The sequence below is a fragment of the Paenibacillus sp. FSL W8-0919 genome, assembly GCF_038003785.1.
Classification (GTDB): domain Bacteria; phylum Bacillota; class Bacilli; order Paenibacillales; family Paenibacillaceae; genus Paenibacillus_AQ; species Paenibacillus_AQ lactis.
Window position 1 is genome coordinate 3256209 of the sequence record NZ_JBBOPV010000001.1, and the last position, 23703, is coordinate 3279911.

The 23703-nt window shown below is 44.5% G+C and carries 31 protein-coding genes and 2 pseudogenes; 28 read left to right on the forward strand and 5 right to left on the reverse strand.

All coding sequences use genetic code 11. The features are described from left to right. Positions 1 to 128: 128 nt before the first annotated feature. The 8 genes and pseudogenes from NST44_RS14585 to NST44_RS14620 all read left to right on the forward strand — a co-directional run bounded on the left by NST44_RS14585 (position 129) and on the right by NST44_RS14620 (position 6153). Positions 129 to 596 carry an NUDIX domain-containing protein gene (locus NST44_RS14585; RefSeq protein WP_007127880.1) on the forward strand — a complete coding sequence of 156 codons (468 nt, stop codon included), beginning with the start codon at positions 129 to 131 and terminating at the stop codon, positions 594 to 596. A gap of 32 nt (positions 597 to 628) precedes the next feature. Continuing rightward, positions 629 to 1153: a 2'-5' RNA ligase family protein gene (locus tag NST44_RS14590; RefSeq protein WP_007127881.1), complete on the forward strand. Its 525-nt coding sequence runs from the start codon at positions 629 to 631 to the stop codon at positions 1151 to 1153. A 51-nt stretch (positions 1154 to 1204) separates the two neighbouring features. Continuing rightward, positions 1205 to 1762 (forward strand): HAD family hydrolase, encoded by a 558-nt coding sequence (locus tag NST44_RS14595; RefSeq protein WP_007127882.1) that lies wholly within the window; start codon positions 1205 to 1207, stop codon positions 1760 to 1762. Positions 1763 to 1973: 211 nt separating this feature from the next. Beyond that, positions 1974 to 2919: pseudogene (locus tag NST44_RS14600) on the forward strand (5'-nucleotidase). 11 nt (positions 2920 to 2930) lie between these two features. Then, positions 2931 to 3587: an HAD family hydrolase gene (locus tag NST44_RS14605; protein WP_423803609.1), complete on the forward strand. Its 657-nt coding sequence runs from the start codon at positions 2931 to 2933 to the stop codon at positions 3585 to 3587. 152 nt (positions 3588 to 3739) lie between these two features. After that, positions 3740 to 4210, forward strand: a complete 471-nt coding sequence (locus tag NST44_RS14610; RefSeq protein WP_007127886.1) for a GNAT family N-acetyltransferase — start codon at positions 3740 to 3742, stop codon at positions 4208 to 4210. 55 nt (positions 4211 to 4265) lie between these two features. Then, the gene (locus NST44_RS14615) at positions 4266 to 4874 is read left to right on the forward strand and encodes a zinc dependent phospholipase C family protein (RefSeq protein ID WP_007127887.1); all 609 of its coding nucleotides are present in this window, start codon (positions 4266 to 4268) and stop codon (positions 4872 to 4874) included. 226 nt (positions 4875 to 5100) lie between these two features. Beyond that, positions 5101 to 6153 (forward strand): hypothetical protein, encoded by a 1053-nt coding sequence (locus tag NST44_RS14620; protein WP_007127888.1) that lies wholly within the window; start codon positions 5101 to 5103, stop codon positions 6151 to 6153. 218 nt (positions 6154 to 6371) lie between these two features. On the opposite strand, the gene NST44_RS14625 is transcribed toward NST44_RS14620, so the two are convergent. From NST44_RS14625 to NST44_RS14635, 3 genes are read right to left on the reverse strand one after another with little or no spacing between them, the layout of a single operon-like run. Next, positions 6372 to 6638, reverse strand: coding sequence for a hypothetical protein (locus NST44_RS14625; RefSeq protein WP_040737888.1), 267 nt, complete (start codon positions 6636 to 6638; stop codon positions 6372 to 6374). Positions 6639 to 6654: 16 nt separating this feature from the next. Then, on the reverse strand, positions 6655 to 8055 hold the full coding sequence (locus NST44_RS14630; RefSeq protein ID WP_007127890.1) for a hypothetical protein: 1401 nt from the start codon (positions 8053 to 8055) through the stop codon (positions 6655 to 6657). Further along, positions 8036 to 8569, reverse strand: a complete 534-nt coding sequence (locus tag NST44_RS14635; RefSeq protein WP_007127891.1) for an RNA polymerase sigma factor — start codon at positions 8567 to 8569, stop codon at positions 8036 to 8038. The genes NST44_RS14630 and NST44_RS14635 overlap by 20 nt, the downstream gene beginning before the upstream one ends. Before the next feature lie 326 nt (positions 8570 to 8895). Between NST44_RS14635 and NST44_RS14640 the strand changes: the two are divergent. The 19 genes and pseudogenes from NST44_RS14640 to NST44_RS14730 all read left to right on the forward strand — a co-directional run. Continuing rightward, a pseudogene (locus NST44_RS14640) lies at positions 8896 to 9156 on the forward strand (GNAT family N-acetyltransferase); the annotation flags it as partial. Between the two features lie 251 nt (positions 9157 to 9407). Continuing rightward, positions 9408 to 9839, forward strand: a complete 432-nt coding sequence (locus NST44_RS14645; protein WP_245255979.1) for a CPBP family intramembrane glutamic endopeptidase — start codon at positions 9408 to 9410, stop codon at positions 9837 to 9839. 28 nt (positions 9840 to 9867) lie between these two features. Next, positions 9868 to 10281: an NUDIX hydrolase gene (locus NST44_RS14650; RefSeq protein ID WP_007127893.1), complete on the forward strand. Its 414-nt coding sequence runs from the start codon at positions 9868 to 9870 to the stop codon at positions 10279 to 10281. Between the two features lie 106 nt (positions 10282 to 10387). Beyond that, on the forward strand, positions 10388 to 10849 hold the full coding sequence (gene tsaA / locus NST44_RS14655) for a tRNA (N6-threonylcarbamoyladenosine(37)-N6)-methyltransferase TrmO (protein ID WP_210094778.1): 462 nt from the start codon (positions 10388 to 10390) through the stop codon (positions 10847 to 10849). A 269-nt stretch (positions 10850 to 11118) separates the two neighbouring features. Continuing rightward, entirely contained in the window at positions 11119 to 11577 is a 459-nt protein-coding gene (locus tag NST44_RS14660; RefSeq protein WP_007127895.1) for an NUDIX domain-containing protein, read from the forward strand. Between the two features lie 11 nt (positions 11578 to 11588). After that, positions 11589 to 12056, forward strand: a complete 468-nt coding sequence (locus NST44_RS14665) for a hypothetical protein (protein ID WP_210094777.1) — start codon at positions 11589 to 11591, stop codon at positions 12054 to 12056. Next, positions 12046 to 12228 carry a hypothetical protein gene (locus NST44_RS14670; protein ID WP_245255958.1) on the forward strand — a complete coding sequence of 61 codons (183 nt, stop codon included), beginning with the start codon at positions 12046 to 12048 and terminating at the stop codon, positions 12226 to 12228. The genes NST44_RS14665 and NST44_RS14670 overlap by 11 nt, the downstream gene beginning before the upstream one ends. Before the next feature lie 17 nt (positions 12229 to 12245). After that, positions 12246 to 12893, forward strand: coding sequence for a GNAT family N-acetyltransferase (locus NST44_RS14675; protein WP_210094776.1), 648 nt, complete (start codon positions 12246 to 12248; stop codon positions 12891 to 12893). A gap of 43 nt (positions 12894 to 12936) precedes the next feature. Next, a complete protein-coding gene (locus NST44_RS14680; protein ID WP_312889600.1) occupies positions 12937 to 13410 on the forward strand; it encodes an HD domain-containing protein in 474 nt (157 codons plus the stop codon). A 68-nt stretch (positions 13411 to 13478) separates the two neighbouring features. Then, positions 13479 to 13868 carry a VOC family protein gene (locus NST44_RS14685; RefSeq protein ID WP_210094774.1) on the forward strand — a complete coding sequence of 130 codons (390 nt, stop codon included), beginning with the start codon at positions 13479 to 13481 and terminating at the stop codon, positions 13866 to 13868. A 68-nt stretch (positions 13869 to 13936) separates the two neighbouring features. After that, positions 13937 to 14233, forward strand: coding sequence for an antibiotic biosynthesis monooxygenase family protein (locus NST44_RS14690; RefSeq protein ID WP_028404678.1), 297 nt, complete (start codon positions 13937 to 13939; stop codon positions 14231 to 14233). Between the two features lie 140 nt (positions 14234 to 14373). After that, positions 14374 to 14757 (forward strand): GyrI-like domain-containing protein, encoded by a 384-nt coding sequence (locus NST44_RS14695; protein WP_245255957.1) that lies wholly within the window; start codon positions 14374 to 14376, stop codon positions 14755 to 14757. Positions 14758 to 14860: 103 nt separating this feature from the next. After that, complete coding sequence (locus NST44_RS14700) at positions 14861 to 15454, forward strand: DJ-1/PfpI family protein (RefSeq protein WP_210094811.1); 594 nt, start codon at positions 14861 to 14863, stop codon at positions 15452 to 15454. Further along, positions 15451 to 16038 carry a CDP-diacylglycerol--glycerol-3-phosphate 3-phosphatidyltransferase gene (gene pgsA / locus NST44_RS14705; protein ID WP_210094773.1) on the forward strand — a complete coding sequence of 196 codons (588 nt, stop codon included), beginning with the start codon at positions 15451 to 15453 and terminating at the stop codon, positions 16036 to 16038. The genes NST44_RS14700 and pgsA overlap by 4 nt, the downstream gene beginning before the upstream one ends. An 84-nt stretch (positions 16039 to 16122) precedes the next feature. Next, complete coding sequence (locus NST44_RS14710; protein WP_210094772.1) at positions 16123 to 16506, forward strand: nuclear transport factor 2 family protein; 384 nt, start codon at positions 16123 to 16125, stop codon at positions 16504 to 16506. A gap of 99 nt (positions 16507 to 16605) precedes the next feature. After that, positions 16606 to 17217: a haloacid dehalogenase gene (locus NST44_RS14715; RefSeq protein WP_210094771.1), complete on the forward strand. Its 612-nt coding sequence runs from the start codon at positions 16606 to 16608 to the stop codon at positions 17215 to 17217. A gap of 21 nt (positions 17218 to 17238) precedes the next feature. Then, positions 17239 to 17742 carry a GNAT family N-acetyltransferase gene (locus NST44_RS14720; RefSeq protein WP_213614527.1) on the forward strand — a complete coding sequence of 168 codons (504 nt, stop codon included), beginning with the start codon at positions 17239 to 17241 and terminating at the stop codon, positions 17740 to 17742. Between the two features lie 244 nt (positions 17743 to 17986). Continuing rightward, a complete protein-coding gene (locus NST44_RS14725; RefSeq protein WP_007127908.1) occupies positions 17987 to 18463 on the forward strand; it encodes a DinB family protein in 477 nt (158 codons plus the stop codon). 28 nt (positions 18464 to 18491) lie between these two features. Beyond that, complete coding sequence (locus NST44_RS14730) at positions 18492 to 18893, forward strand: zinc ribbon domain-containing protein (RefSeq protein ID WP_210094769.1); 402 nt, start codon at positions 18492 to 18494, stop codon at positions 18891 to 18893. 113 nt (positions 18894 to 19006) lie between these two features. On the opposite strand, the gene NST44_RS14735 is transcribed toward NST44_RS14730, so the two are convergent. Continuing rightward, a complete protein-coding gene (locus NST44_RS14735; RefSeq protein ID WP_144872022.1) occupies positions 19007 to 19885 on the reverse strand; it encodes a carbohydrate ABC transporter permease in 879 nt (292 codons plus the stop codon). A gap of 36 nt (positions 19886 to 19921) precedes the next feature. After that, positions 19922 to 20848, reverse strand: coding sequence for an ABC transporter permease (locus NST44_RS14740; RefSeq protein ID WP_007127911.1), 927 nt, complete (start codon positions 20846 to 20848; stop codon positions 19922 to 19924). A 433-nt stretch (positions 20849 to 21281) separates the two neighbouring features. Here NST44_RS14740 and NST44_RS14745 point away from each other — a divergent pair, with 433 nt between their 5' ends. Continuing rightward, the gene (locus tag NST44_RS14745; RefSeq protein ID WP_210094768.1) at positions 21282 to 23561 is read left to right on the forward strand and encodes a helix-turn-helix domain-containing protein; all 2280 of its coding nucleotides are present in this window, start codon (positions 21282 to 21284) and stop codon (positions 23559 to 23561) included. Positions 23562 to 23703 lie beyond the last annotated feature (142 nt).

Below are 23703 nucleotides of genomic sequence, written 5' to 3' on the forward strand. Positions count from 1 at the left end.
TAAGAAATGTAAAGAACACCTCAGAGCTAAATAAGTCCTGTAAGAACGCAGGAATGTGGGCTAAACAGGAATGTGGGCTAAACTGGTGAAATAATGAGGCTCAAACCAATTGATAAGGATGATTTTTTATGAAATATAGGGATATCAACAATCAAAAATATCATGTGCTCGCCAGAGGGGTTATTCTCTCGGATGGTAACCTATTAGTCGCGCACTGTAAGGGCATGGACAACACATTTCTTCCAGGCGGTCACGTAGAGTTTAAGGAAGGCATGAGAACCACGTTATCCAGGGAGATTAAAGAGGAGTTTGGACAAGAGAGTATCGTGGGGGAATATATAGGATGTGTTGAAGCTGATTTTGAGCTTCCCACGACCTACCATCAGGAACTCAATCATTTATTTCGAGTCGAGTTGCCACATATCGATCATTCAATAAACCCTGAATCCCAAGAGAACCATTTGGAGTTTTACTGGATTCGAATGAATGACATGGAGCAGCATAATCTGCAGCCATACCCCGTAAGAGAGGTTATTCAGAGATATTTTAATAAAGAAGAAGGACCGTTCTGGGAAAGTACATTTGAAGACCGCTGAAAGAAACTGCATAGCGAAGGAGGCCGTGACAAATGGAATTCTTTTTTGGCATTGTTCCCGAAGGGGATATTTATGAGAAGGTCATGAACGTAAGAGAAAAATATAAATATCTCGATGGATCGGACCCTCATATCACCGTCAAAGCTTCGTGTGGATTAACAGAGGATATGAACTGGTTTCCGGCATGCCGGAAGGTCATTTCAGGATTTCGGGACTTACAGATTACTGTTGGTGGGCCGAGATATTTTGGAGATAAAGATGTATTGTATCTGGATGTTCAGTCAGATGAGCTGATTGAGCTGCATAAACAACTTGTGTCGGTGTTTAAGCCAAACGAGGAAAGTATTAAGAAATGTTTTGAACTAGAGCTTTATAAGCCTCATATTACGGTAGCACGAAAATCAAGGTTATCCGAAGCTACCATTGAAGAGATGAGAAAGGATATCCTTCTTGACTTTGAAAATAACCACACGTTTTCTGTGTCCACCGTTAGTTTATTTTATCGAGCGAATAAAACCGAAAAGTACAGAATAAAGGAAGACATCAAGAGCATGTAATTCGGTAACGTAGAGGTCCTTAGGTCATCGTTATGAAAGGCGGTATATCCTATGATTCGAGCTGTTATTTTTGATCTTGATGGGACATTGCTAGACCGCAGCACTTCTCTATATCACTTTGTTGTTGATCAATATACGAGAATTATACATAACGCTAAAAGTATAGGAATGGAGCGATATACAAACCGATTCATTGAATTAGATCATCGCGGCTATGTGTGGAAGGATCGAGTCTACCAGGAGTTGATCAAGGAGTTTGAGCTGCCGCTGGATTGGAATGAACTATTAGCTGATTATACGAGTGGATTCAGTAAACATGCTGTACCCTTTCCGAATACGCACGAGGTTTTGGAAAGACTTAAAAACTATGGCTTTAAGCTAGGAATCATTACGAATGGATTTGGGGACTTCCAGTCAAGTAATATTGAGGCTCTTGGCATTCGAAAGTATTTTGAAGTGATTCTGATTTCCGAGATCGAAGGCATTCGAAAACCCGATCCAGCCATATTTCTTAGGGCAGCTGAACGGATGGGGGTACAACCTCAAGCCTGCGTTTATGTAGGAGATCATCCTGGAATGACATTGCTGCGAGCAAGAACGCGGGAATGAAAGGGATCTGGAAGAAAGATGGTTTTTATACAGAGCCGGTTGATTATGATGGAATGGTCAGAGATTTGCTCGAGATCGAGAGAATCATAGAGCAATGGAATTTTGGGATTAAACCCATGAAGTAGGTGACCAGTTATCATTTCACAAGCAAGCGATTATAAAATTAAAAAAATTTAGTATTACAGCAGGAAGCAGAAAGGGCGAAAGAACTATGCCATTTGATATTGAGAGTAAATTTGTAATTGCGGTGGCTTCAAGTGCATTGTTTGATTTAACAGAGTCCCATCGTGTATTTAGCGAAGAAGGAGAAGAAGCCTATCGAGCGTACCAAAGAGAACATGAGAATGAAATACTAATGCCTGGTGTTGCATATCCGCTAATAAAAAGGCTATTAAGCATAAATACTCCTCAAGATCAAATCGTTGAAGTTATCCTTCTTTCTCGAAATGATCCTGATACGGGTTTGCGCGTTTTCAAGTCTATCGAACGTTATGGATTAACCATTAGTAGAGCTGTTTTTGTGGCAGGAAGCAATCCCTTTAAATATATGGCAGCCTTTAATGCAACCCTTTTTCTATCCGGTAATCCAGATGACGTTAAAGAAGCTGTTGAACATGGGTACCCTGCAGGATGTATCTATCCTTCGGACTATGTCGATGATGAACAGGATAATGAAATACGATTAGCATTTGATTTCGATGGTATCATTGCTGATGACTCGGCTGAGTCTATATTTCAAAGTGGTGCTTTAGATAAATTTCATTCACATGAGAAGGAGATGGCTAGTGAGCCTTTGCCTGCGGGGCCGCTATTAAGATTCTTCACAGAAATCTCCAAACTTCAGCAACGAGAGATACATAAGAACCAAAATGATCCCACCTATAAACCTAGAATTAGAATAGCTATTGTTACTGCAAGGAATGCGCCTGCCCATGAAAGAATGATTACTACACTTAGAAAGCTTGATATTCGAGTGGATGAAGCGTTTTTTCTTGGAGGAGTCGAAAAAATAAGGGTGTTGAATGTTTTTATGCCACATATATTCTTTGACGATCAAGTAGGTCATATCGAGGGAGTAGCCAGAAAATCATGTTCCATTTGGAGTCGTAAATAACAAGAGAAAAAACCTTAAGACTAATAACGGATCTAAAATATAGATTTAATTGAGGTGACCACTTTGAAGTATAAAGCAATTTTGTTCGATTTTGACGGTACATTGGCAGATACATTGCCTATTTGTTTTTATTCGTTTCAAAAGGTCTTTGCTACCTATGATCAGCGAACATTATCGGATCAAGATATTGTTGCCATGTTCGGACCATCCGAGGTTGGTATCATTCAGCAGAATTTACGATGTAAAGATCGGATTCATGAAGCGATTGATGATTACTATTTGCACTACGAAAGAGAACACGACAGAATGGTATCCGGTAACCAAGAAATCCTCGAATTGATAAATCACATTCACCACAAAGGGATCTCGACAGGTATCGTAACCGGAAAGGCAAGAAGAAGCTACGACATATCCGTAAAGCATCTATTTCCAGATGATCTGTTCAAAGTGTCGATAACCGGTGACGATGTTGTTGATCCAAAGCCTCATCCGGAAGGGATTATAAAGGCAATGAAGCTATTGGGATGCTCACCTCAAGAAACGTTATTTGTCGGAGATAGTCAGGCAGATATTGAAGCTGGAGTTAGAGCCAAGGTGAAGACTGTAGGAGTGAATTGGCTCGACAATTCTCATAGCAGCGAGTTTTTAATAAAGCCTGATTATGAATTCTCCAGCATATCGGAATTTATTAAAGAACTGATTGAGAAGTAAGAGTTGAAGGAGAGTACGATTATGTATCGCTCGTATGGAGAGCTTTGATTACTTATGAAGCCATTAGGGGCAGGGGAGTAGTGGAGGAATCCGGTTCCTATAACAAAAAAATATTTGCGCATGTTACTGAGGTAAAGATGGAGGAACTCAACATGGAAGTGGTTCGGTCTACAGATTCTAGTACGATCGCTCGTCTGAATAAAGCCGTTCATGATCTACATTACTCTTTATTTCCTGAGTATTTTAAAGCATACAATTACGAAGAAATTAATCAATTTTTTCAAAAATTGATGGCAGATAACACGTCGAATCATTACTTTTATCTTCTTCATGAGAGTGGTCAAGCATTAGGGTACATTTTGTTTGAAATAAAACAGTATCATGAGAGTGCTTTTAAGAAATCATTCAAATCTATTTATGTGCACCAATTAAGCATAATTAAAGAATCTCAGAGTAAGGGATTAGGTACGCTTCTGATGGATAAAGTATGCGAATTTGCGCTTGAACACGGAATCCCCAAAATTGAGCTTGATTACTGGGTCAACAACGAAACTGCTGGAAGGTTCTATCATAAGCAAGGTTTTAAGAAATACAGAGAGTTTCTATATAAAGATTTAACTTAAGAGCCTAGTTATTTCCGTAACTAAGCTCCAACAAAAAATACATGGTGGTGGATGCATGGGCTCTAGAATTATGCATTTGATTATTGCTAATAAAATTGCAGACAGTCTAGCAATTAAAGATAAGGCGTCCTTTTTAATAGGTGGCATAGCTCCTGACGCGGTCCCCGCCAAAGACACATCCCACTTCTTCAAAGGCGAAGTTCAAAATTATACAAGATACATTGATTATCAAGGGTTCTTACATACATACCGTTCACAGAGAGAAAGTTATTATGTACTAGGATATTTTACGCATTTAATCGCCGATGATATTTGGTTGCAGGGATTTAATCTTGCTTGGCTGAAAAATAGAATGGAAGCAGATGAAGGATTGTATAAGTTATACCATCATGATTTTCGATTACTAAACGGGAAGTTACTAGAATACTATGGTGTCAAGGATGAGTTAAGGAATTGGCTTAGCATACAACCGACCATCATGGATTTGCAGGAAGTGAAGGCAAGTGAAGTTGAACAATTTATTCCTTCCGCTCTGGGCGATATGGAGTATGATCAGGACGCTTTAGATGAAAAGCTCCATGTATTTACGTTTGACCAAATCGTCGGATATATCGAAACCTCGGCAGATAAGGGCCTTATCCATTTAAAACCTATACTAACTTAACCACAGATTTAAATTCGTTCAAGGCGTTGGCAAAGATCCTGGATGAATCTGAATTTAAGAGCATAAGGAGGAACGTGAAGGCTATGATGAATGAGCAAAGGCGGTCAAGGAATTGGAGGGAGGATTAAAATAGGGAACTCTTCCTCCTTGTTATTAGTCAATATTATTGTGTCGCCCATATTTCGGGATTAGACACGAATAAATGTTTTTTTGGAGGAAGATAGGTATGAACAAAATTTACAAAGTAGTAAGCACGGCAGCCTTGGCTGCAGTTCTAGCCGGTGTAGGAGCAGTAGGAGCGGTTCAGGCGGGGAAGGGCGGTAAAGTCGAACAGGCTGGGAATGCGGTCAGTTCGAACAAAGTTAACCAGCTGACATCGGATCAGAAGCTGGTTGATGCCGCGCAGGCGAAGCTAAAGGAGTTCATTATGACCCCTGTTTCTTTCAGTAAGGCGGAAACCGTCGACTATGGTGGTGAAGTGATCAGCTTCTCCTGGGAGAAGAAGAGTACTTTGGCCGGCGAGGTCTTGGTAAAGCCTGACGGCAAAGTAGTGAAGCTCTATGTGAATCCGAAGCTCGTAGAACTGAATGATTCCACAAAATCCAAGCTGAATGCCGCCTGGAAACAGATCTTTAATAAATCTGCAGATGGTTATACACGACTGAATGTTCATTATCTGGAAGAAGGCGGCTCTACGGATATCATCGCTTACAGTAATAATGATTTTGTTAACCTTGTGGATGGGAAGGCGGCTCGTGGCGGAGGGGAGTTGAAAGAGGTCCCAGCTCCGATCCAAAAAGCGGCAGCCCAAGCACTTTCCCGAGTTGGAGCGAAACAAGGTAAAGATAACCCGAGAGCAAGCTTCGTGATCGAGCTGAACAAGAAAAAAGTGTATGCGTTAGAGTACAAGACGAATAAAGGGAATATTGAGCTTGAAATTGAAGAATCAACCAATCGACTGCTCGGGATCAAATTGCAAGCTTTATCTCTGGTTAAAGAGCTGTCCGAAGTAAGCGTGGAAAATCCTGAGAAAGAAACGCAGGCCATTCGCGAGAAGGTAAATTCATTTAGCCTGGACAAGTTAAAAATAGCAGCCGTAAAGCAGGCCAAGGAGATCATGAATCTGGATTTATCGGGGTACCAAGCAGCGCGTGAGGAAAATAGCGGAGCCCCATCTGCTTTTCATGATGCCGTCATCTTTACCAAGAAGGGCTCTCCAACTGTAACAGGTTACTTCAACTCCAAAGGCGTTTTCTCCGGCTTTAGGATTGAGCAATGAAATGACGTAACACCTGATATATGATGATACTTAAGTCATGAACAAAGGAGCTCCTCTTGGGGCTCCTTTGTTCTGTGAATTTATTGCAAACCAAGGATCGCATATTTCCGTTTCTGCATCGGGAACTTCCGTAAATGATGAGCAGTGTGAGTGAGAACAGCAAAGACGCTCCTCTCATGAGGAACGTCCCTAGTGCTATCATCCTTGAACCAGAAGGATTACTTCAGTTTGATTTTTTGTGAGTAGCTGTCGTTTTCAACGATATACAAGCCTGGATTAATCTCAAGCTCGGCACCTTCCGGTATGTTGTCATAATAATCAAATCGCTTGCTTTCTCCGGAGTTCCTTGACTGATTTTCAGAAGGTTGAATCTTGTATCCGTTAATTTTAAGACTTGTTCCTAGGAAACTGAAAGTACTGCCATTCTTTAGCTTCGTTATGACCATTAACCCATCGCCTTTCCGGTAATATTTATACTGAATCACCTGATTAGCATCCAGCTTATACTCCGCAATTTGCTCCTTGGCTTGAAGGTTCCTTCAGCCGTGTCCAATTCTGTGACAGGTCTTCATGAACAATCCGGGCTTTATCCAGTTCAAGCATAACTGGCTCATTAGAATAGTCCTGATAGGGCTGGTCCAGCATAAACATCAGGCGATTATTGTCTGCCACAAATCCATTGAGGGTAACATTTCCGACGCTCAGCTTGACATCATCAAGCAAATACCGACCCGAAACGGGCTCTGCCGAATATCCTGAAATCTGGACAATGATGCTGGCTGGCGTGTAAATCAAGTTTGTCGGTACAAAATCAAACCCTTTCACGTTGGTTGGATCGATCTGAAGGGGAATGGTGCTCAAAGGCTGGGAAGCCTGATTCTCATCAACAGTAAACGTCAGATCCCAGTCACCTTCAACCATCCTTACCGTTTCCGGAAAGGTGAAATACAGTTTTGCTTCAGCAATTTCCCGGTCGTCGAGACCTGAGATATCAAAGGTTTCTGAACGCAGCCCCGAAGCGGTTCCTCTGTTTGTAGGCTCGATTGTTTTATTTCCTGTCACGAGCACCATCTGATAATTGTCCTGCTCGGTCGAATTTCTCCATTCGTTGAGGAATTCCTTGTGTGAATTCATACTCCCAGGGATTGAATAACGAACGACCCAATCATTGCCTACACGTGCCGAGGACTTGATCGTTACGGAAGGAAAACGATCTCCCTTCAAATCATAAGCCCTTCCATTCATTTCATCGAGCTTCCCGTTAAGAGGCATTTTGACTGTTTTCCGCAAATACAGGTCTTGAAGCTCAAGCTGATAGCGCCCCGAGATGCTGGACGGCTCTTTGCCCTGGGCTACGAAATAAGAGGCAAGCTTACCTTCACGTTGAGTAAAATTGATCTGGTTGGCAATGTACGCTTCTTTCTCTCCAGTATCCAGATTGGTCAGGGTTCCGGTGTCAAAAAATGCATAATCGTAGCCGGAACGATCGGGAATCTCCAGAGAAAGATGGAATTCCAGATCAGTAAGATCATTTTTCAACGTCGAAGGGCTGCTAAAGACGCGATTCAAATGCAAGCTGACACCGCTTTGTTCGGTGTGTTCATTTAACGTTTGTCCCACGGCCGCATTTTGAAAATTTATCATCTGCGGCAGTGAGTTCAACAGTCCTGCCTGCTGCGCGGTGATGCCAAGTACAGCAATGCCCAGCACACTCGCCAGTAGAACCGCCGGCCTGTAACGAGTCTTGGAGGATGGGATCTCCGCGTGAACAGCCTGACCTCCTGTTTCTCGTTTCCACTTCCTCTTACGCTCCTCCAATGTATGAAACATGGCTTCGAAATCCGGTTGTTCCTCCGGGTAGCGAGACAGCTTTTTTACAAAATCATCCTTTAGCTCCGGCATGCGTCTCCTCTCCTTTCCAATTACCCGATGGGTCTTCTTTCAGCATTTTTCTCATTTTCTTAAGACCACGGTTAATCCGAGATTTTACCGTGCCCAGGGGCACATTAAGCACCTCGGCTGTTTCCGGCAGCGAAAGCTCAGCGGAATAATGCAGCACAAAGGCGAGCTTGGTTTTCTTAGGCAGCTTGTCCAGCTGCAGATGCAGAGTATGTACCATTTCCCTATGCTCGAAGGTCTCCTCGACGGTTGGGGTCCGCAGCGGCATACCCAACATGAAGGAGCGGAGCTCCTTGGCCCACCCGTTTTGTCTCCTCCTTAGGAACGTATTGCACTCGTTAGCCGCTATCCGTAGCAGCCAAGCTTTCGTGTTCTGCACGTTTGTCCGGTCAGCAATCATCGCTTTGAAAAAAACATCCTGGCAGAGGTCCTCGGCATCCGCCCGGCTCTGCACCATATAGCGGCAAAATAGATACACCGTCTCCTTATACGTTTCAAACAGTTGCCTGTCATCCAACTTTTGTCACTTCCTTGTTGTTAGGATCTCCTTCTATTTAATTGACGATTATCTGAGTCGAACCGTTCGCATCCTACGCATAAAACTGTGCATACGACTATGATATCTAAAATCCATGATAAGCGGTGATAGATTCGGGGTTGTGAGAAATACAACGTATTCGAGCCCTTTGAGTCCTAAATTATCAGCTGTCCATCGCCCCGCTATTCAAACGTTTTGTCACTTTACATGCTGAAGAAGGGAGGATTCCAAAACATGGTATAATCTTTTTATAACGAAAATATAAGCGGAAGCTTGGGAATATAGACAGCTAATTCGGAATACAGCTAAATGAGAAGCTATTGAATTGTGGCGGTCATATTGGATATGGGATTCGGCCTTCTGAACGTCGTAAAGGGTACGCAACCCAATTATTATCCTTAGCGTTAGAGAAAACCAAAGAACTGGGAATACGTAAAGTGTTAGTCGTATGTGATGCCGATAATATTGCTTCCAAGAAAACGATTATGAAGAACGGCGGAATTCAAGATCATGATTATATTGAAGAAGATGGAAACATCGTCAATCGATTTTGGATAGAGGTATAACCTATGTTGAGTTTTATTAGGCTTCATGAAGTGAAATTCTATTAACAAGGAGCTTAATGATGTTCTTATCGTTAGGGTTATCATTCATTTTATCTTTCTCTTATAAGATCATGGAGATCTTGTTCAGGACTTTTCAATCTCACAAGCTGGGACAGTACAGTTTATACTTTTGGGCAGTCGGCATATTAATCGCAGTGCCATTTTTTACAGAAAATAATGTTTACAGCCCGCCAGTAAATATATTTGCGATAATGCCTGTGTTTGCCATTCTTTTGGTTGGAAATTATATATTCTCACGATATTCGGGATATCATCCAATCGGTAGATACAATATAATCAATTTCGCCATTACTTATCCGATTATTGAGGAAGTTCTCTTTAGAGGGCTGATCCTTCCGATCTTGAAGCAATCCGTTCATTCCGCAGAAATTATGGAAGTCATGTTTTTGCCCGTAACGATTCCGGTAGTTATATCAGCGCTGCTGTTTGCGATTTCTCATTTGCAATACTACAAGCTATCTTCACAGAGTATTCGATATATGATGTTTGCTTTTATCGGAGGGATATTCTTTGGCGCTATTACAGACGTGACGCATTCGATTTTGTTGTCTTGTCTGCTTCATATTGAATTTAATGTATTATCTATATATTTCGCCAAGAGATCTAGCATAAATCGTGCATAAGAAAGGGAATGGTCGAGGTGGGGGCAGCTTGGAGAATAAAATCATCGTTGTAGTTAAAGGCGTGATAGCTAAAAACGGCAAGGCATTGATCGTAAAAAGATCATCAACCGAAGAGGTAGATGCGGGAAGCTGGGAAACGGTCGGCGGGAAAATTGAATTTGGTGAAGTGTTGGAAGAAGCCCTGATTCGTGAAGTGAAAGAAGAAATCGGAATTGAAGTGAACGTTGAGAAGTTATTGTTTGCAACTACTTTTTTTACAGACCCGCTCAGACAGATCGTGCTTCTTACCTATCTGTGCAGGACAACAGATGATCAAATCAAACTCTCAGACGAACATAGTGATTATAAGTGGGTAACCAGTTCTGAGCTCAGGAACTACCTGCCGCATCCCATTGCCAATGATTTCAAGAAATATAGCGTGTTCGAGACACTGGAATCTTAAAGACCATCCGTTCGGTGCCGTAGTACATAAGCTGAAACGATGTCGATATGGAATTCCAAAACATGGTATAATCATTTCAATTCAAATCAAAAGGTTGGGCTAACTTATGGAATTCATCATTAAACCAATTGCCTATGTACGTAATTCACGAACGGAAATGGAAGATGATCAATGGGGCTCCATTGTATCTGAAATTGAGCTGATAGATGATTTAAATGGGTCATCGCTTGAAGGAATAGACGATTTTTCACATTTGGAGATTATTTTTTACTTCGATAAAGTAGCGGATGACAAAATTCAATATGAGGCGAGACATCCACGAAATAATAAGGAATTTCCCATGGTGGGGATATTTGCCCAGCGTGGAAAGAACAGACCCAATAAATTAGGTTTGACTACAGTCGAACTGCTGGAGCATCATCATAAAAAATTGATCGTAAAACATTTAGATGCAATTGATGGTACGCCCATCATTGATATTAAACCGGTTATGAAGGAGTTTCTTCCCCACCGCGAGGTGAAGCAGCCGGAATGGTCTAAGAAATTAATGGAAGATTATTGGGGTTAGAATAAATCCTGTCTTCCAACAAATCAAACGTAGTAACTGTGGAAATTACACGCATCCAGGTTTTGTTGTTATAACGCTTGGTTATGAGTTAAGTCAGATGTATAATTAAAAGAATTATAGTCAACCAATGACCCAGCCTAAGATATGAGTTATCTATGGCTGGGTTATTTTTTTGATACAAGAAAACAAAGTATGCTAGGTGAGGAAGCTATGTAAAAAGGAGATTACGTCGGTATTTCTACAAAACATCTGAGAAAGGAGTAGCGAGATTGAGGATAATCGTAACTGGAGGAGCCATCATACGAGATAACCAAGGCAGGATATTGCTTCAAAGAAGATCAGATTATGGAGACTGGGGGCTTCCAGGAGGTGGAATGGAAGCAGGTGAATCCATTGAAGAAACTATGATCCGCGAAGTGTTTGAGGAAACAGGACTAAAGGTTAGACGACATGAACTTTATACGATTTATAGTGGCTCACGCATGAAATATAAATATCCAGACGGGAATGAAGTTGTATTTGTAATGTTCATTTTTAATGCAGAAGTAGATTTCAAATGGCGAATTGCCTCGGACAATAAAACCTTAATTTATCACGACCAGAACCAAGAATCATTACAATTAGAATTTAAAAGTATAGAAGACATTGAAATTGAAGAAATAAGCACAGTACAAAGACCTTTATTTGAAGACCTAAAGCAACAAGTAACAACTTTATTAAGATCATAGGAGATATTGAAATGATACAGATCCTTGAAGAACCCGTTGGAAGCACTTATAAGCAGCTTATATCATTGGCATTTAAAATATGTGATGAGTTCATTTTAGTTAAAAGAGAGCAACTGGAGTTAACGGAGAAGACGAAAATACTAATCGAAGAACTAAAGCCATACGTTAATACGGTGAAGAAACAAGAGGAATGGCCGGGAACGCGATTATTGGGACACCATGCGGACATATATTATTTCAATTGCAAGCCCGAATTGGAAGAACTGTTAATCAATAAAGCGAAGGGACTATATCGATGGAGACATCCTGATTTGCTAGAGGATTTATGCTTCTTTAAGAACAAAGAAGTATGGTTACTGACGACAGCCCACGAGCAGTTAGGATTTATCACAACGACAGATCGAGTAGAAATTTCAATGATTAGGGAAATCGAAGGGATTATGATTCAAGAAATAGCTGTTTCCTACCATGAGGTATAAAGATGGTAAACCGTATAGAGAGCAGATTTATACATTTTATGAAATTATGAAAATCATTGATGAATATGGATTACCCCAAGCCTGGAATCCAGATGGAGATAAAGGGCCGGAAAGATATATTGAAGTGCAAGTGTGGGATGAGGAAGTAATAGTAATCAGGAAATATATGTGAAGGAGCAAAGCTTAATCATGTCATCATTTCAGTATTTTAAAATGACGGAGCAATACGCCGCATTAATCGCAGGGTGGACATATGAAGAACCTTACTCGCTATACAGCATGGAGGGAGGTTTGGACGATATATCCGAGCTTATGAATGGCGACTACTACTATGCATTAGATGACACACATGAATTAGTAGGATATATATGCACTGGAAACTCGGCACGTGTACCGGGAGGTTACCTAATTGGCATCTATAATGACGAGCAATACATCGATTTGGGCTTAGGTCTAAAACCGGAACTGACGGGGAAGGGATACGGTGAACAATTCTTAATGAGCAGTCTTCAATTTATCAAAGAAGAATATGATAAATCGGATGTCCAATTAGTTGTAGTAGCGTTCAATGAACGAGCCATTAAAGTGTATGAACGTGTTGGGTTCATTAAAGGCCAGTCCTTCAAGAGTAAGGTTTCGGGTCAGGAGATTGATTTTCTGGTAATGCTTTATTCGAAGGAAAACACATCAGGTCTGTTGGACAAAGTAAACCATGGGAGGGATTCCAACGATGCATTCTATTTTCAAGCCATTGACGGAACATATCCATTTTACAGGGAATTTGAAGACAGATATTCAGCAATTCCTTACACTCAATCAGTGTTCAGAAACCGCTAAGCATTGCTCGGATGTTGGGGCAGAGTCTAGGAGGCTTGCATTATTGTTTGATGCCGATCCGGTCGCGGCCGAGACGGCAGGTTGGTTGCATGACATTAGCGTAGTTTTTCCGAACCATGCCAGAATCGATGCAGCTAGACAATTAGCCATTGACGTATTACCTGAAGAAGAAAAATATCCGATGATTATTCACCAGAAAATCTCGAAGGTCATGGCGGAACAAGTCTTTCATGTTACAGATGAGGAAATATTAAATGCAGTTGGCTGCCATACAACCTTGAGGTCCAACTCCACGTTGCTTGACCAGGTTTTGTTTGTCGCCGACAAGATCTCCTGGGATCAGAAAGGAACGCCTCCTTATCTAAATGAACTGAAAAAGAATTTACAGGAATCCCTAACACACGGCGCATTTACATATATCAATTACTTATGGGAACGAAAAGAAACCTTGAAGGTGATTCATCCTTGGTTGGCTGATGCATACGAAGAATTAAAAGAAAACATTCAATTGGATTAGCTGCAGTGTGGTGAGAAGGCGCGTTAAGGGAACAGTTATTAAATAACGTACATAGGGAGCGAATAAATATGAAGACCTTGAGTCCGGTGAAAAAACAAATTGGAGCGGTATTTGTCATTGTACATAATATGCCTAGAGCGGTTGAATGGTATCGGGAAATCCTGGGGTTACCCAAAGATGAGGAGTATACCCGGAATACGGATCCTGATGTAAAAACGATCTACTCGATTCCATTAGGAAATACGAGCCTGTTGCTCGACAGCATACATCGGGATGAGATCAAGCCAAGCGAAAATCATCTATTCTTCTTCGATACGGATGATATTGAAGCAACTTATGCGTTTATGAAGTCCAAGAAAGTAGATATTGTTTCGCCTATTGAAGGAGCTAATGGTCCAAGGTTCTTTGCGGTCAATGATAGTGAAGGAAATCGGATTATGTTTTGTGAAGAACAATAAAATGAGCGACTTAACGGCTTCCTGAAGTGAATAAACGAGGTCCAATGAAGTAAAAAGGGGGGGATAGTATGATCCTTGAAGTAGCTATGTTAAACGTAAAACCAGGACTCAGCGCGGATTTCGAAGCAGATTTTAGAAAAGCATCAAATATTATTTCTGGTATGAAAGGCTATATCTATCACGAGCTTCAAAAATGTCTGGAAGTGGAGAACAAATATATATTGCTCGTTAGATGGGATTCCTTGGAGGATCATACCGTTGGTTTTAGAGAGTCGCAGGAATACCAACAATGGAAAGCATTGCTGCACCATTATTATGATCCCTTCCCGGTCGTTGAACATTACGAGAATATAGAAATGGAATAAGGAATGTACATGATCGATCAGGCAAAAGGTCCGGTTGAACAATACGTTTAGGAGAGATGTCATTTCTATGAAAGTAGTCGAGCTCGATGAAAAAAAGCTGGTAGGAATACGGGTAGTCTGTCCTGGTGATCAATATGCCAATGAAATCCCCAAAGCTTCTGTTATGCTCAAGCACAGTGGGCGAAATCCAGGAAGTTATTCATCCGGCGAAACTTGTAGGGGCTTTTATTGTTGGAGATTACTCCGAAGAGGAAGATGGTTACTGGGTATGCGTCGAGGTAAGTGAAGTTAAAGAGATCCCTGAAGGCATGGTTTCTTTAGTGGTCCCCAAACAAAAATATGCTGTTATCACTCATAAAGGACCCAATCATCAAATCAGAAGCACCTATGAGCAGCTGCATCGATGGATCAATGATCATCAGTTCGAGCGGATTCATCGGGCATGGCATCTGGAGATATCAGATGAATGGGGACATGATCGGATCAGTGATATTGAAGTTGATTTATATGACACCATTAAATAATGCAGGATGATGAAGCTTAGATTCCAGGCACTGATGTGTTCAAAAGCAATCCATATGGCCTTGGTCTGCTCCGGCAGCCGGACGATAAGAGAGGGTGGGAATGATGAGAATCGCCTTAGTGTTATTTAACGGCGTTACATTTCTAGACTTTGTTGGATTCTATGACGTGATTTATCGTCTTAATCAGTTTGATTCGTCCCAAGGAACAACGTGGGATATTTGCGGCTTGACCGAGGAGGTTACGGATGAACTTGGAATGACGGTAAAGGTGAATGTCATCAGGCCTGATTTATCTGAATATGATTTCGTATTCCTTCCGGGAGGAATGGGAACCAGAAAGCTCATACATGACAAGGATTTCATGGATTGGATCAAGACCGCCGAATCCGTTGAGTACAAAGTCTCGGTATGCACCGGATCCTTGTTGTGGGGGGCAGCAGGGTTCTTGAAGAATAAGAAAGCCACCACCCATCCTAATGTTTATGGCCTACTGGAACCTTACTGCTTGGAAGTAGTCAAGTCCCGGATTGTGAAGGATGGTAAAGTTATAACAGCAGGAGGCGTAGCGACATCTATCGATTTAGGGGTCTATGTCATTGAATTATTCGCTGGAACGGAAGCTGCGGATAGGGTAAAAAAGCAGATTGACTATCCTTATTCGGCCGTTGGCATCGTTGAAGTGGAGGCTGGGACATGAATCTTGCCAATAAAATAACGTTATTAAGGATTGGCTTGATCCCTCTGTTCTTCTTGGCCTGCCAGCCGTATCCTTCCTGGTTGGTGAATCAATCCGTAGTCTTTCAATATTTGAACGAGTATGGGGGTTACTGGGCTGTATCCATATTTATTATTGCATCGGTTACGGATAAATTAGACGGGGATATTGCCCGCAAATATAACCAGATTACGAATCTAGGAAAATTATTGGATCCACTCGCAGATAAGCTATTAGTATCAGCTGCCTTGATCGTGATGGTCGCACAGCGGTTGATCCCGGCATGGATTGCTTTGATTATTATCGGGAGAGAGGTGTTTGTTTCCGGGATTCGCATCATGGCTGCTGCGAAAGGAATCGTGCTCGCCGCTGATCAGCATGGGAAACTCAAGCTAGTCCTTCAGGTTATTGGAATTGCAGCTGTGCTGTTACGCAATGATCCATTTACATACATCACGAGCTTTCGGGTTGATTATACGATCATGCTCATGGCAGCTATCTTAACCGTATATTCAGGATATATGTACATGAGAAATAATTATAAGGCATTAAAGCTGGAGCTCTAAGGAAGGTGCCCAATGGGGGCTCCGCCTCCGCCACAGAACGAAACATATTCCAAATGTTATTTGATAGGGGAAGGGGATATTCTTATGGGGGACGTACAAATTCAATCGCTCATTGAAAATTATTTGAATGCTTATAACTCCTTTGATATTGAAGGAATGATCAGGCTCTTGCATGATGACATTGAATTTCGAAACGTCAATAACGGTGTAGTGGATACGGAAACGAAAGGAATCGAGCAATTTCGTGCCTTAGCTGAACAGTCGCTGACGATATTCTCACAAAGATGCCAGACCATGAAGCAGATCACGATTACAGGTGATAAAGCTGAGATTGAGGTGGATTACGAAGGGGTATTGGCTGTGGATCTGCCGAATGGGATGAAAGCCGGGGAATCTTTGAAACTTACAGGAAGATCAATGTTTCTTGTGCAGGATGACAAGCTAAGGGTCATCGAGGACTATAGTTAGACCGCAATGCAGCGGAACTAGAGGGAGGCGAAGATTAGCAGGCTCCATGCCCCCCAATCTTTTTCAAAGGTTACATATAAAATAAAGGGGGCAGAAACCGTGAATGGTAAGCCTCAGCTCGTATTAGATTTAGCGGGGGTATTGGTGAGCAATTTTTCATCGACTTTTTGGCCAGCGATATTCGGAGAGTCAGGACTTTCATTTCAGCGTATTCGGGAGCAATTTGACGAAGTGCGAAAAGATCTTTGGACCGGGAAGCTCAGGGAGGGCGATTTTTGGATTTGGTTATGCAACCGCATCAAATGGGTGAATAGAGAAGAGGCCCGGAAGCTGCTGATTCAGTCACTGGAGCCGCTTCCTGCCATTCACTCCTTAGGGCAGTGGAGCCAGATCGCAGATATTCATGTTTTAAGCAATCATTGTAAGGAATGGCTGGAACCGATTCTTGACCAAATCGAGCCTCATACCAAAAGCATCACCATCTCTAATCAAGTAGGCTTATCGAAGCCAGACATCCAAATATATCACCATGTAGCACAATATTTTGATGATTATGGCGCCTCCCATCCCATGGTTCTTTATATCGATGATCAAGAAAAGAATCTGATCCCCGCTATAAAGCTCGGCTGGAACACTCTACTTGCCGACAATAAGCATCAATGGCTCCATCAAGTAGAGCCGATCCTTTCTGGAATACGCTGCGAGAAGTAGAAAGCAAGGAGGCAGAAGATCATGAAGATTTCCGTGTTAAATGGAGCGGATGCTCCCTCATATCAAGAGGTTCGACTAGACGGGCTAAGAAGGGATCCCCATGCGTTTGGCTCCACCTACGATCGGGAAGTGAAGTTCTCTCTGGAAACGGTAACGGAAAGAATACAACCGAGTCGGGATAAATTTGTTTTAGGGGCTTTTGAGGAGGATGGATCACTAGTTGGAATCGTAACCTTTATGCGAGAGAGCGGCATGAAGACGTTACATAAGGGCAATGTGTTTGGAATGTATGTGATTCCCGAGAAGCGGGGAATGGGGGTCGGAAGACAATTGATGGAGGAACTGATTCGAAGAGCCAGGGAGGCGGAAGGGATCGAACAGATTAATTTAACGGTCGTCTCCGATAATCATCCTGCTAAGCAATTATATCAGTCCATCGGATTTCAGACGTTTGGATTAGAGCGAAATGCCCTTAAGTTCGAAGGCCAATACTTTGATGAGGAATGGATGGTGCTTAGACTTTAGCATCCTTCGTTCTTTAACGATGGCTGATTTGCTTAATAGAAGTAGTAGAAAGAAACCGATTTACCTGGTCTTTTTTTGTGAGAAGTCCATGTTCCACTGTCTATACTTCGGCGCCCTTCAAGATGTATAATCATGGAAGAAGCTCTAACCACAACCACCTCCGCCCAAGATAAGGGCATTTTAAGGTCGGGGTGGTTTGGTAATGATTGGAATGTTAATAGTTTCTCACCAAGGAGTGATAGTGATGAACAAACAACTGATCCAACTATATGACTACAACGTATGGGCGAACGAGCGAGTGATGGATCATCTTGACACGCTGCCAAGCGAAGTCTTCTTAAGGGAAGTCGATCTAGGGTTTAAATCCATTGCCGAAGTGGTTAGTCACCTCGTCTCTGCGGATAACATATGGTTAAACAGAATCAAAGAAGAACAGGTCTCGACCTTCGCAAAGAAAGCATTCACGGATCTTAAGGAAGCGCGCCAGGAGATGGACGAATTACAGTCGCAAATTCGCGATTACGTATCATCGCTGACCGATGCGGAGAAGAAGGTCTCGTATACGATGGCAAGTGGACGGCAAATGGAAAATTCAATCGCCGAGATCCTTCAGCATGTCGTGAATCACGGAACCTATCACAGAGGCAATATAACGACCATGCTTCGATCCTTCGGTTATCAGGGGGTAATGACGGATTACCTTGTCTTTTTAATGAAGTGAGGCGTGTCGATGAGAGGGGGGGAGATAGATGCGGAGCATAAAGCCAGGACGTGGGCCGTCAGCCATGGGAGCGGCTGGAAGCGTTGTTGTTGGGCTGTTCGGCGTGTTCTGGACGATCTCGGCCGCGAACATGGGGGCTCCTGTATTCATAGTCATTTTCGGGATTGTCTTTGTCGGCATCGCAATTGTGCAAGGGATTTTCCATTATAAAAATGCGACGGGCGCTAACCGCATGTCGGTGTACGATATTACGGATAACGAACCAGATCCCTTCGATCGATATGTTGGTCAAGATTCGAGGCAGGATCATAAGGGCGACTTGCCGGTTCCCCAAGGTGATTTCAACTTTTGTCCTTATTGCGGAAGATCCATCGACAATGATTTGTACCAATATTGTCCGAAGTGCGGAAATGAGATCGAAACAGGATGAGGCGTCTCTCGCTGTTCAATCCCGTCTCATTCAATACGACATAAAGAGGCTAACCGCTATAGCGGTTAGCCTCTTTATTGTTGCATCTGAGCAGCATTGTATCAATCACTGCCCTATTCCTTCAACGAGCCGATCAGCAGGCCTTTGATGAAATACCGCTGCAGGAACGGATAGAACAGCACCACCGGACCGATCGTCAAAATGGCAGTAGCCATCTTGACCGATTCCTGCGGCAGCGTCTGGGTGCCGAGAATGGCACCGCTGCTCTGCATCTGCTGGATCATGCTGATTTCCGAGTTCAGTTTAAACAGCAGGTACTGAAGCGGGTAGAGCTTCTCGTTATCCACGAGCATGATGGCGTTAAACCAGTTGTTCCAGTAGGCGATGCCGTAGAACAGCGTAATCGTCGCAAGGACGGGCATGCACAGCGGAAAGAAAATCCGGAACGCGATATAGAAATCGCTGGCGCCGTCGATCTTCGCAGCCTCCGTGAGGGATGCCGGGATCTGGGACATATAATTGCGCACAAGAAACAGGTTGAACGGATTGAATACCAGCGATGGAATGATCAGCGCCCAGATCGTGTTGTTCAATCCAAGATTAAGGTTAATGAGGTACCAAGGGACAAGCCCTGTGTTAAATACCATCGTGATGAAAAAGAACAATCCGAGCCGGTTGCGGTAACGGATGTGCTTGGCGGCAAGCGTATATCCGGCCATGGACGTGATCGTTACGGCCAGGATGGTGCCGACCACGGTGACGAAGATCGAGATCATATAGCTCCGGTACAGCGGCGTGCTGCCGAACAGGAGCAATTTGTAGGCATCGAGCGACAGCTCGGTCGGAAACAGCTGGTAGCCGAATTGTTTAATGCTGGCTTCATCGGTGAAGGACACCATGAGCACGAGCAGCATCGGCAAGATGCACAGGATGGAGATGATGCCGATCAGAACGGCGTTTACGGTGTTGAACAATTTAGGTCTGGACGTCATCGGTATTCGCTCCTTTCCGAACGGTTCCGGCTCGTATTAGAACAACGCATGGTCCGGATTCACCTTCTTCACGATTTTGTTGCTGCCCCACACGAGGATGAAGCCGACCACAGACTGGTACAGGCCGACAGCCATCGCCTGTGCCGGGTTCCCGATGGTGCGAAGGGAACGGAATACGTACGTGTCGATGACATCGACGGTCGGATACAGGAGGCCGTTGTCCTTTACGATGGCATAAATCATATCGAAGCTGCCGTACATAATTTTGCCAAGCGCCAGCAGCGTCAGAATGGACACGGTCGGCAGCATGAGCGGAATGGTGATATGGCGGATGAGCTGCCAGCGGGTAGCGCCGTCGATCCGCCCGGCTTCGTAATAGCTGTCGTCAATGCCCGTGATGGCGGCCAAATAAATGACGAGGTTCATCCCGAGGTCCTTCCAGACCGCCGCGATCGTGAGGATCCAGGTCCAATATTTCGGCGATGCGTACCAGTTGACGGGATCGACATGGAAGAACGCCAGGATCCGGTTCAGGATGCCGTAGTCCGTCGACAGCAGGCTGTAAATAATGTAGCTGACAATGACCCAGGACAAGAAATGGGGGAACAAAATCGTGGACTGCGTCACCCTGGAGAACCAGCGGCTGCGAAGCTCGTTGAACAGGATAGCCAGCGCCATAGCGGCAATGGTGCCGACGATAATGAACAAGAAGTTGAGCTTCAGGGTGTTGAAGGTGACTTCCCATGCCCGGGGCGACGAGAAGAAGAACTTGAAATTGTCAAAGCCGACCCAGTCCGAGTTGAAGAGCCCGGTCTTGAAGTTGAATTTCTGAAACGCGATAAGCATGTACGGGAGCGTGAAATAGCCGAAGACCAGCGTATAGATGGCGGCCGGTACGATGAGCAGATACGCGGAGCCGTTCGAGCGGATTTCACGCAGAAAGCCGGAGCGGCTTTTTTTCATAGGAGGCACGTCCTTTCGTTTATGATGGGGCTGCAAGCGTCAGCAGTTCTGTTTCGAGTGTAAAGAGAGTTGCCGTGACCCGTAAACTATGAAAATGGGGTTTGAGCGGATTGGAAGGCAAGAAGCGGACTTTAAAAACGGGAAAAAACTTCGAATTTTCGTATTCAGGTCTGCGCCTCCAGATTGAAAGAATAGCGGTAAAAGCCTGATTTTATAAGGGGTTTGAGTAGGGAGGCCAAAGATGGAATGGAAAGCTTTGAAATATAAGAATGCGTTTTCATATTGATGAATGCACGCTGCAAATGTAAGATGAGAGTAAAATGCGGATCCGAACCCAGCGATCCGGTGGGTTGATTGCTTCAATAATCTGACATAGATATTACATATAATGACAGCGATGCTTCATAAAAGACAAATGGCAAGGGGGGAGAATATGATCCGGCAGCGATTGTTCCGTTATGCAGTGTACCGCAACATGTTTCTCAGTTTTGTTTTGCTTACGGCAGCCATGATTGCCCTTGTAACCGTCGTCCTGTTTACGATGTTCTCCTGGAGCACCGCGAAAGAGGTCGGGAAAATCTCCGAGTCGATGCTGAAGCAGAACAGCGCCGTATCCAGCGTCATCCGCGATCAGATCTATAATGTCGGCAACCTGCTGCTCAGCGACAAGGAGATCGTGAACGCCTTGTTGGATAAAAAAGCCGATCCGCTCAAGCAGTACGGCGTGTTCGGCACGCTGAACCGAATTCAGTCCACTTACCCGTTCATTCATTCCATTGGAATCTATAACGGCTCGAACAATACGTATCTCAACACGAAAGGGATTACCAAGGAGCAGGAGAAGGAGCTGCTTGAGGAGATCAACAGCAAGAATACGACGTATTTTCACCTCTTCCCGCGCAGGATATCGGTCGCCAGTTCGCCAAGCCGTAGCGAAGACGTGCTAACCTTTGTCCTTCTTCCGAGCTACTATTCGCCGCTTAGCTCCAAAGGCGCCATTGTGATCAACATGAGCACCTCCACCATTCAGGAGCTCATTGGCGGATACCGGAACGAAGCGGTGGATTCGCTGTATGTTATTGATGATCATGGAACGATCATTACACATTCGGACCGGGCCCGCTTCATGGAGGATATTTCGCAGGAATCGTATGTGCAGTCCATTCTGTCCTCCACCTCGGAAAGCGGCTATTTCACCCGCTCCATCGACGGCAGCAAGAGCATCGTCACCTACGTCAAATCGAAGGATATGAATTGGACGTTTATCAGCGTGAGCCAATATCAAAATCTGCTGTTCAACATGCAGACCTTGCGAACGACTGCGTTGATCCTTGCGTTGGCCTGCTTTGTCGTCAGCATCTTCCTGTCGATCTGGCTGACCCATCATGCGTACAATCCGATTCGCCACCTGCTGGAGAAAATGATCCCCCTTCCGAAAATGAAGGAAAACCGCCGTCAAATCAACGAATTCGCTATCCTCGATACGACCTACGCAGAGATGACGGAACGAATGCGGTCGATGGAATCCGAAGCTTCGGTCGCCCGAGAGGCCCAGGTGCTGCAGCTGCTCAGCGGCGGCGATGAGACGGCATTCCGGCGCTTGGCCAGAGACGGCAAGGGGCCGTTTTTCCTGGCGGCAGCCCTCCTTCTCGATAGCCAAGACGGCTCGCCCGGCGGTGAGGACGGGGAGCTGCAATCGTATTCCTGCGCCGCCGTCGCCCGGGCTGCCCAGCAGATGCTGGAGCCGGAGGGAGCGTGGGTGGCCGCGGTCGGGGAAGGCGTCGTAGCGGTTATTCTGCCGATCAAGCAGAACCGTCCGCCGATCCGGGTAACCGGCATGCTGGAGGAGCTGCAGGGCGAAATGCTCCGTACGCTCCGCGTATCCGTCACGGTAGGAATCGGAACGGCCGCGCAGACGTACGAGGAGCTGCGTGAGTCGTTCGATTACGCGCAGTCCTGCTTCCGGCAGCGGTTTTTCGAAGGCAAGGGCAGGCTGTTCCATTGCGATCCGGTCGTCGCCGCGGAGAAGGAGCGGTCGGATGCGCAGTATCCGGACAAGCGGGAGAAGCGGATCATCGAGGCCATCAAGCTGCAGCAGCGGGACAAGCTGGAGAAGGAAATCGACCTGTGGATCAAGGAGATCCGGGATTACAACTACCATGAAGTAATGTTTTTCATGAATCAGTTCATCGGCGGTCTGTACAAGCAGCTCAATGTCCACACGGTGAAGAGCCGGGAGAGTGCGGAGCTGTTCCTTGGCTTCACGCGGCGCATTACCCGTTTCCAGACGCTGCAGGAAACCGCGGATGCCTTGAAGGAGCTCGCCCTGCGGCTTTGCAGCCTGTCCGAGGAGTCGGGCGCGGTGCGGCATGCCGAGGTCGTGGACTTCATTCAGATGTACGTGCGAAAGCACTATGCACGGCCGGATATGTCGCTCGAGCAGGTGGCGGGCGAGGTCAAGCTGTCCCGAAGCTATGTCGGCAAGCTGTTCAAGGCGCATTGCGAGCTGTCGTTCAACGATTACTTGAATGCCGTCCGCCTGGAGAAAGCCAGAGAGCTTCTCGTGAGCACCGAGGAGTCGGTGCAATCGATCAGCGAGAAGGTGGGCATTTTGAATACGACTTATTTCTATACGCTGTTTAAAAAGCATTACCAAATCTCGCCTGCGCAGTTCCGAAGCCAGCATGCGATTGAGACGAAAAAAGCGCAGTGACGGAAAGTTAATACGCGTGTTCAAATTTTGAAGTTCAGGCTGCTTCCTGACCTGGTTCATGATGGATAGAGGACTTATTGAACAGCCTCTCTTCAAGCGTTTTAAAATGGCGAAATCGATCATTTTGAAGTATACGCAATCG

Coding starts and splice junctions, on each gene's coding strand:
- NST44_RS14610 (WP_007127886.1), top strand. CDS start 3,740: ATGGAAGTGGTTCGGTCTACAGATTCTAGTACGATCGCTCGTCTGAAT.
- NST44_RS14590 (WP_007127881.1), top strand. CDS start 629: ATGGAATTCTTTTTTGGCATTGTTCCCGAAGGGGATATTTATGAGAAG.
- pgsA (WP_210094773.1), top strand. CDS start 15,451: ATGAATCTTGCCAATAAAATAACGTTATTAAGGATTGGCTTGATCCCT.
- NST44_RS14720 (WP_213614527.1), top strand. CDS start 17,239: ATGAAGATTTCCGTGTTAAATGGAGCGGATGCTCCCTCATATCAAGAG.
- NST44_RS14695 (WP_245255957.1), top strand. CDS start 14,374: ATGAAATCCCCAAAGCTTCTGTTATGCTCAAGCACAGTGGGCGAAATC.
- NST44_RS14645 (WP_245255979.1), top strand. CDS start 9,408: ATGCCTGTGTTTGCCATTCTTTTGGTTGGAAATTATATATTCTCACGA.
- NST44_RS14725 (WP_007127908.1), top strand. CDS start 17,987: ATGAACAAACAACTGATCCAACTATATGACTACAACGTATGGGCGAAC.
- NST44_RS14690 (WP_028404678.1), top strand. CDS start 13,937: ATGATCCTTGAAGTAGCTATGTTAAACGTAAAACCAGGACTCAGCGCG.
- NST44_RS14700 (WP_210094811.1), top strand. CDS start 14,861: ATGAGAATCGCCTTAGTGTTATTTAACGGCGTTACATTTCTAGACTTT.
- NST44_RS14675 (WP_210094776.1), top strand. CDS start 12,246: ATGTCATCATTTCAGTATTTTAAAATGACGGAGCAATACGCCGCATTA.
- NST44_RS14745 (WP_210094768.1), top strand. CDS start 21,282: ATGATCCGGCAGCGATTGTTCCGTTATGCAGTGTACCGCAACATGTTT.
- NST44_RS14735 (WP_144872022.1), bottom strand. CDS start 19,885: ATGACGTCCAGACCTAAATTGTTCAACACCGTAAACGCCGTTCTGATC.
- NST44_RS14620 (WP_007127888.1), top strand. CDS start 5,101: ATGAACAAAATTTACAAAGTAGTAAGCACGGCAGCCTTGGCTGCAGTT.
- tsaA (WP_210094778.1), top strand. CDS start 10,388: ATGGAATTCATCATTAAACCAATTGCCTATGTACGTAATTCACGAACG.
- NST44_RS14585 (WP_007127880.1), top strand. CDS start 129: ATGAAATATAGGGATATCAACAATCAAAAATATCATGTGCTCGCCAGA.
- NST44_RS14630 (WP_007127890.1), bottom strand. CDS start 8,055: ATGCCGGAGCTAAAGGATGATTTTGTAAAAAAGCTGTCTCGCTACCCG.
- NST44_RS14740 (WP_007127911.1), bottom strand. CDS start 20,848: ATGAAAAAAAGCCGCTCCGGCTTTCTGCGTGAAATCCGCTCGAACGGC.
- NST44_RS14710 (WP_210094772.1), top strand. CDS start 16,123: ATGGGGGACGTACAAATTCAATCGCTCATTGAAAATTATTTGAATGCT.
- NST44_RS14685 (WP_210094774.1), top strand. CDS start 13,479: ATGAAGACCTTGAGTCCGGTGAAAAAACAAATTGGAGCGGTATTTGTC.
- NST44_RS14665 (WP_210094777.1), top strand. CDS start 11,589: ATGATACAGATCCTTGAAGAACCCGTTGGAAGCACTTATAAGCAGCTT.
- NST44_RS14670 (WP_245255958.1), top strand. CDS start 12,046: ATGAGGTATAAAGATGGTAAACCGTATAGAGAGCAGATTTATACATTT.
- NST44_RS14595 (WP_007127882.1), top strand. CDS start 1,205: ATGATTCGAGCTGTTATTTTTGATCTTGATGGGACATTGCTAGACCGC.
- NST44_RS14730 (WP_210094769.1), top strand. CDS start 18,492: ATGCGGAGCATAAAGCCAGGACGTGGGCCGTCAGCCATGGGAGCGGCT.
- NST44_RS14615 (WP_007127887.1), top strand. CDS start 4,266: ATGGGCTCTAGAATTATGCATTTGATTATTGCTAATAAAATTGCAGAC.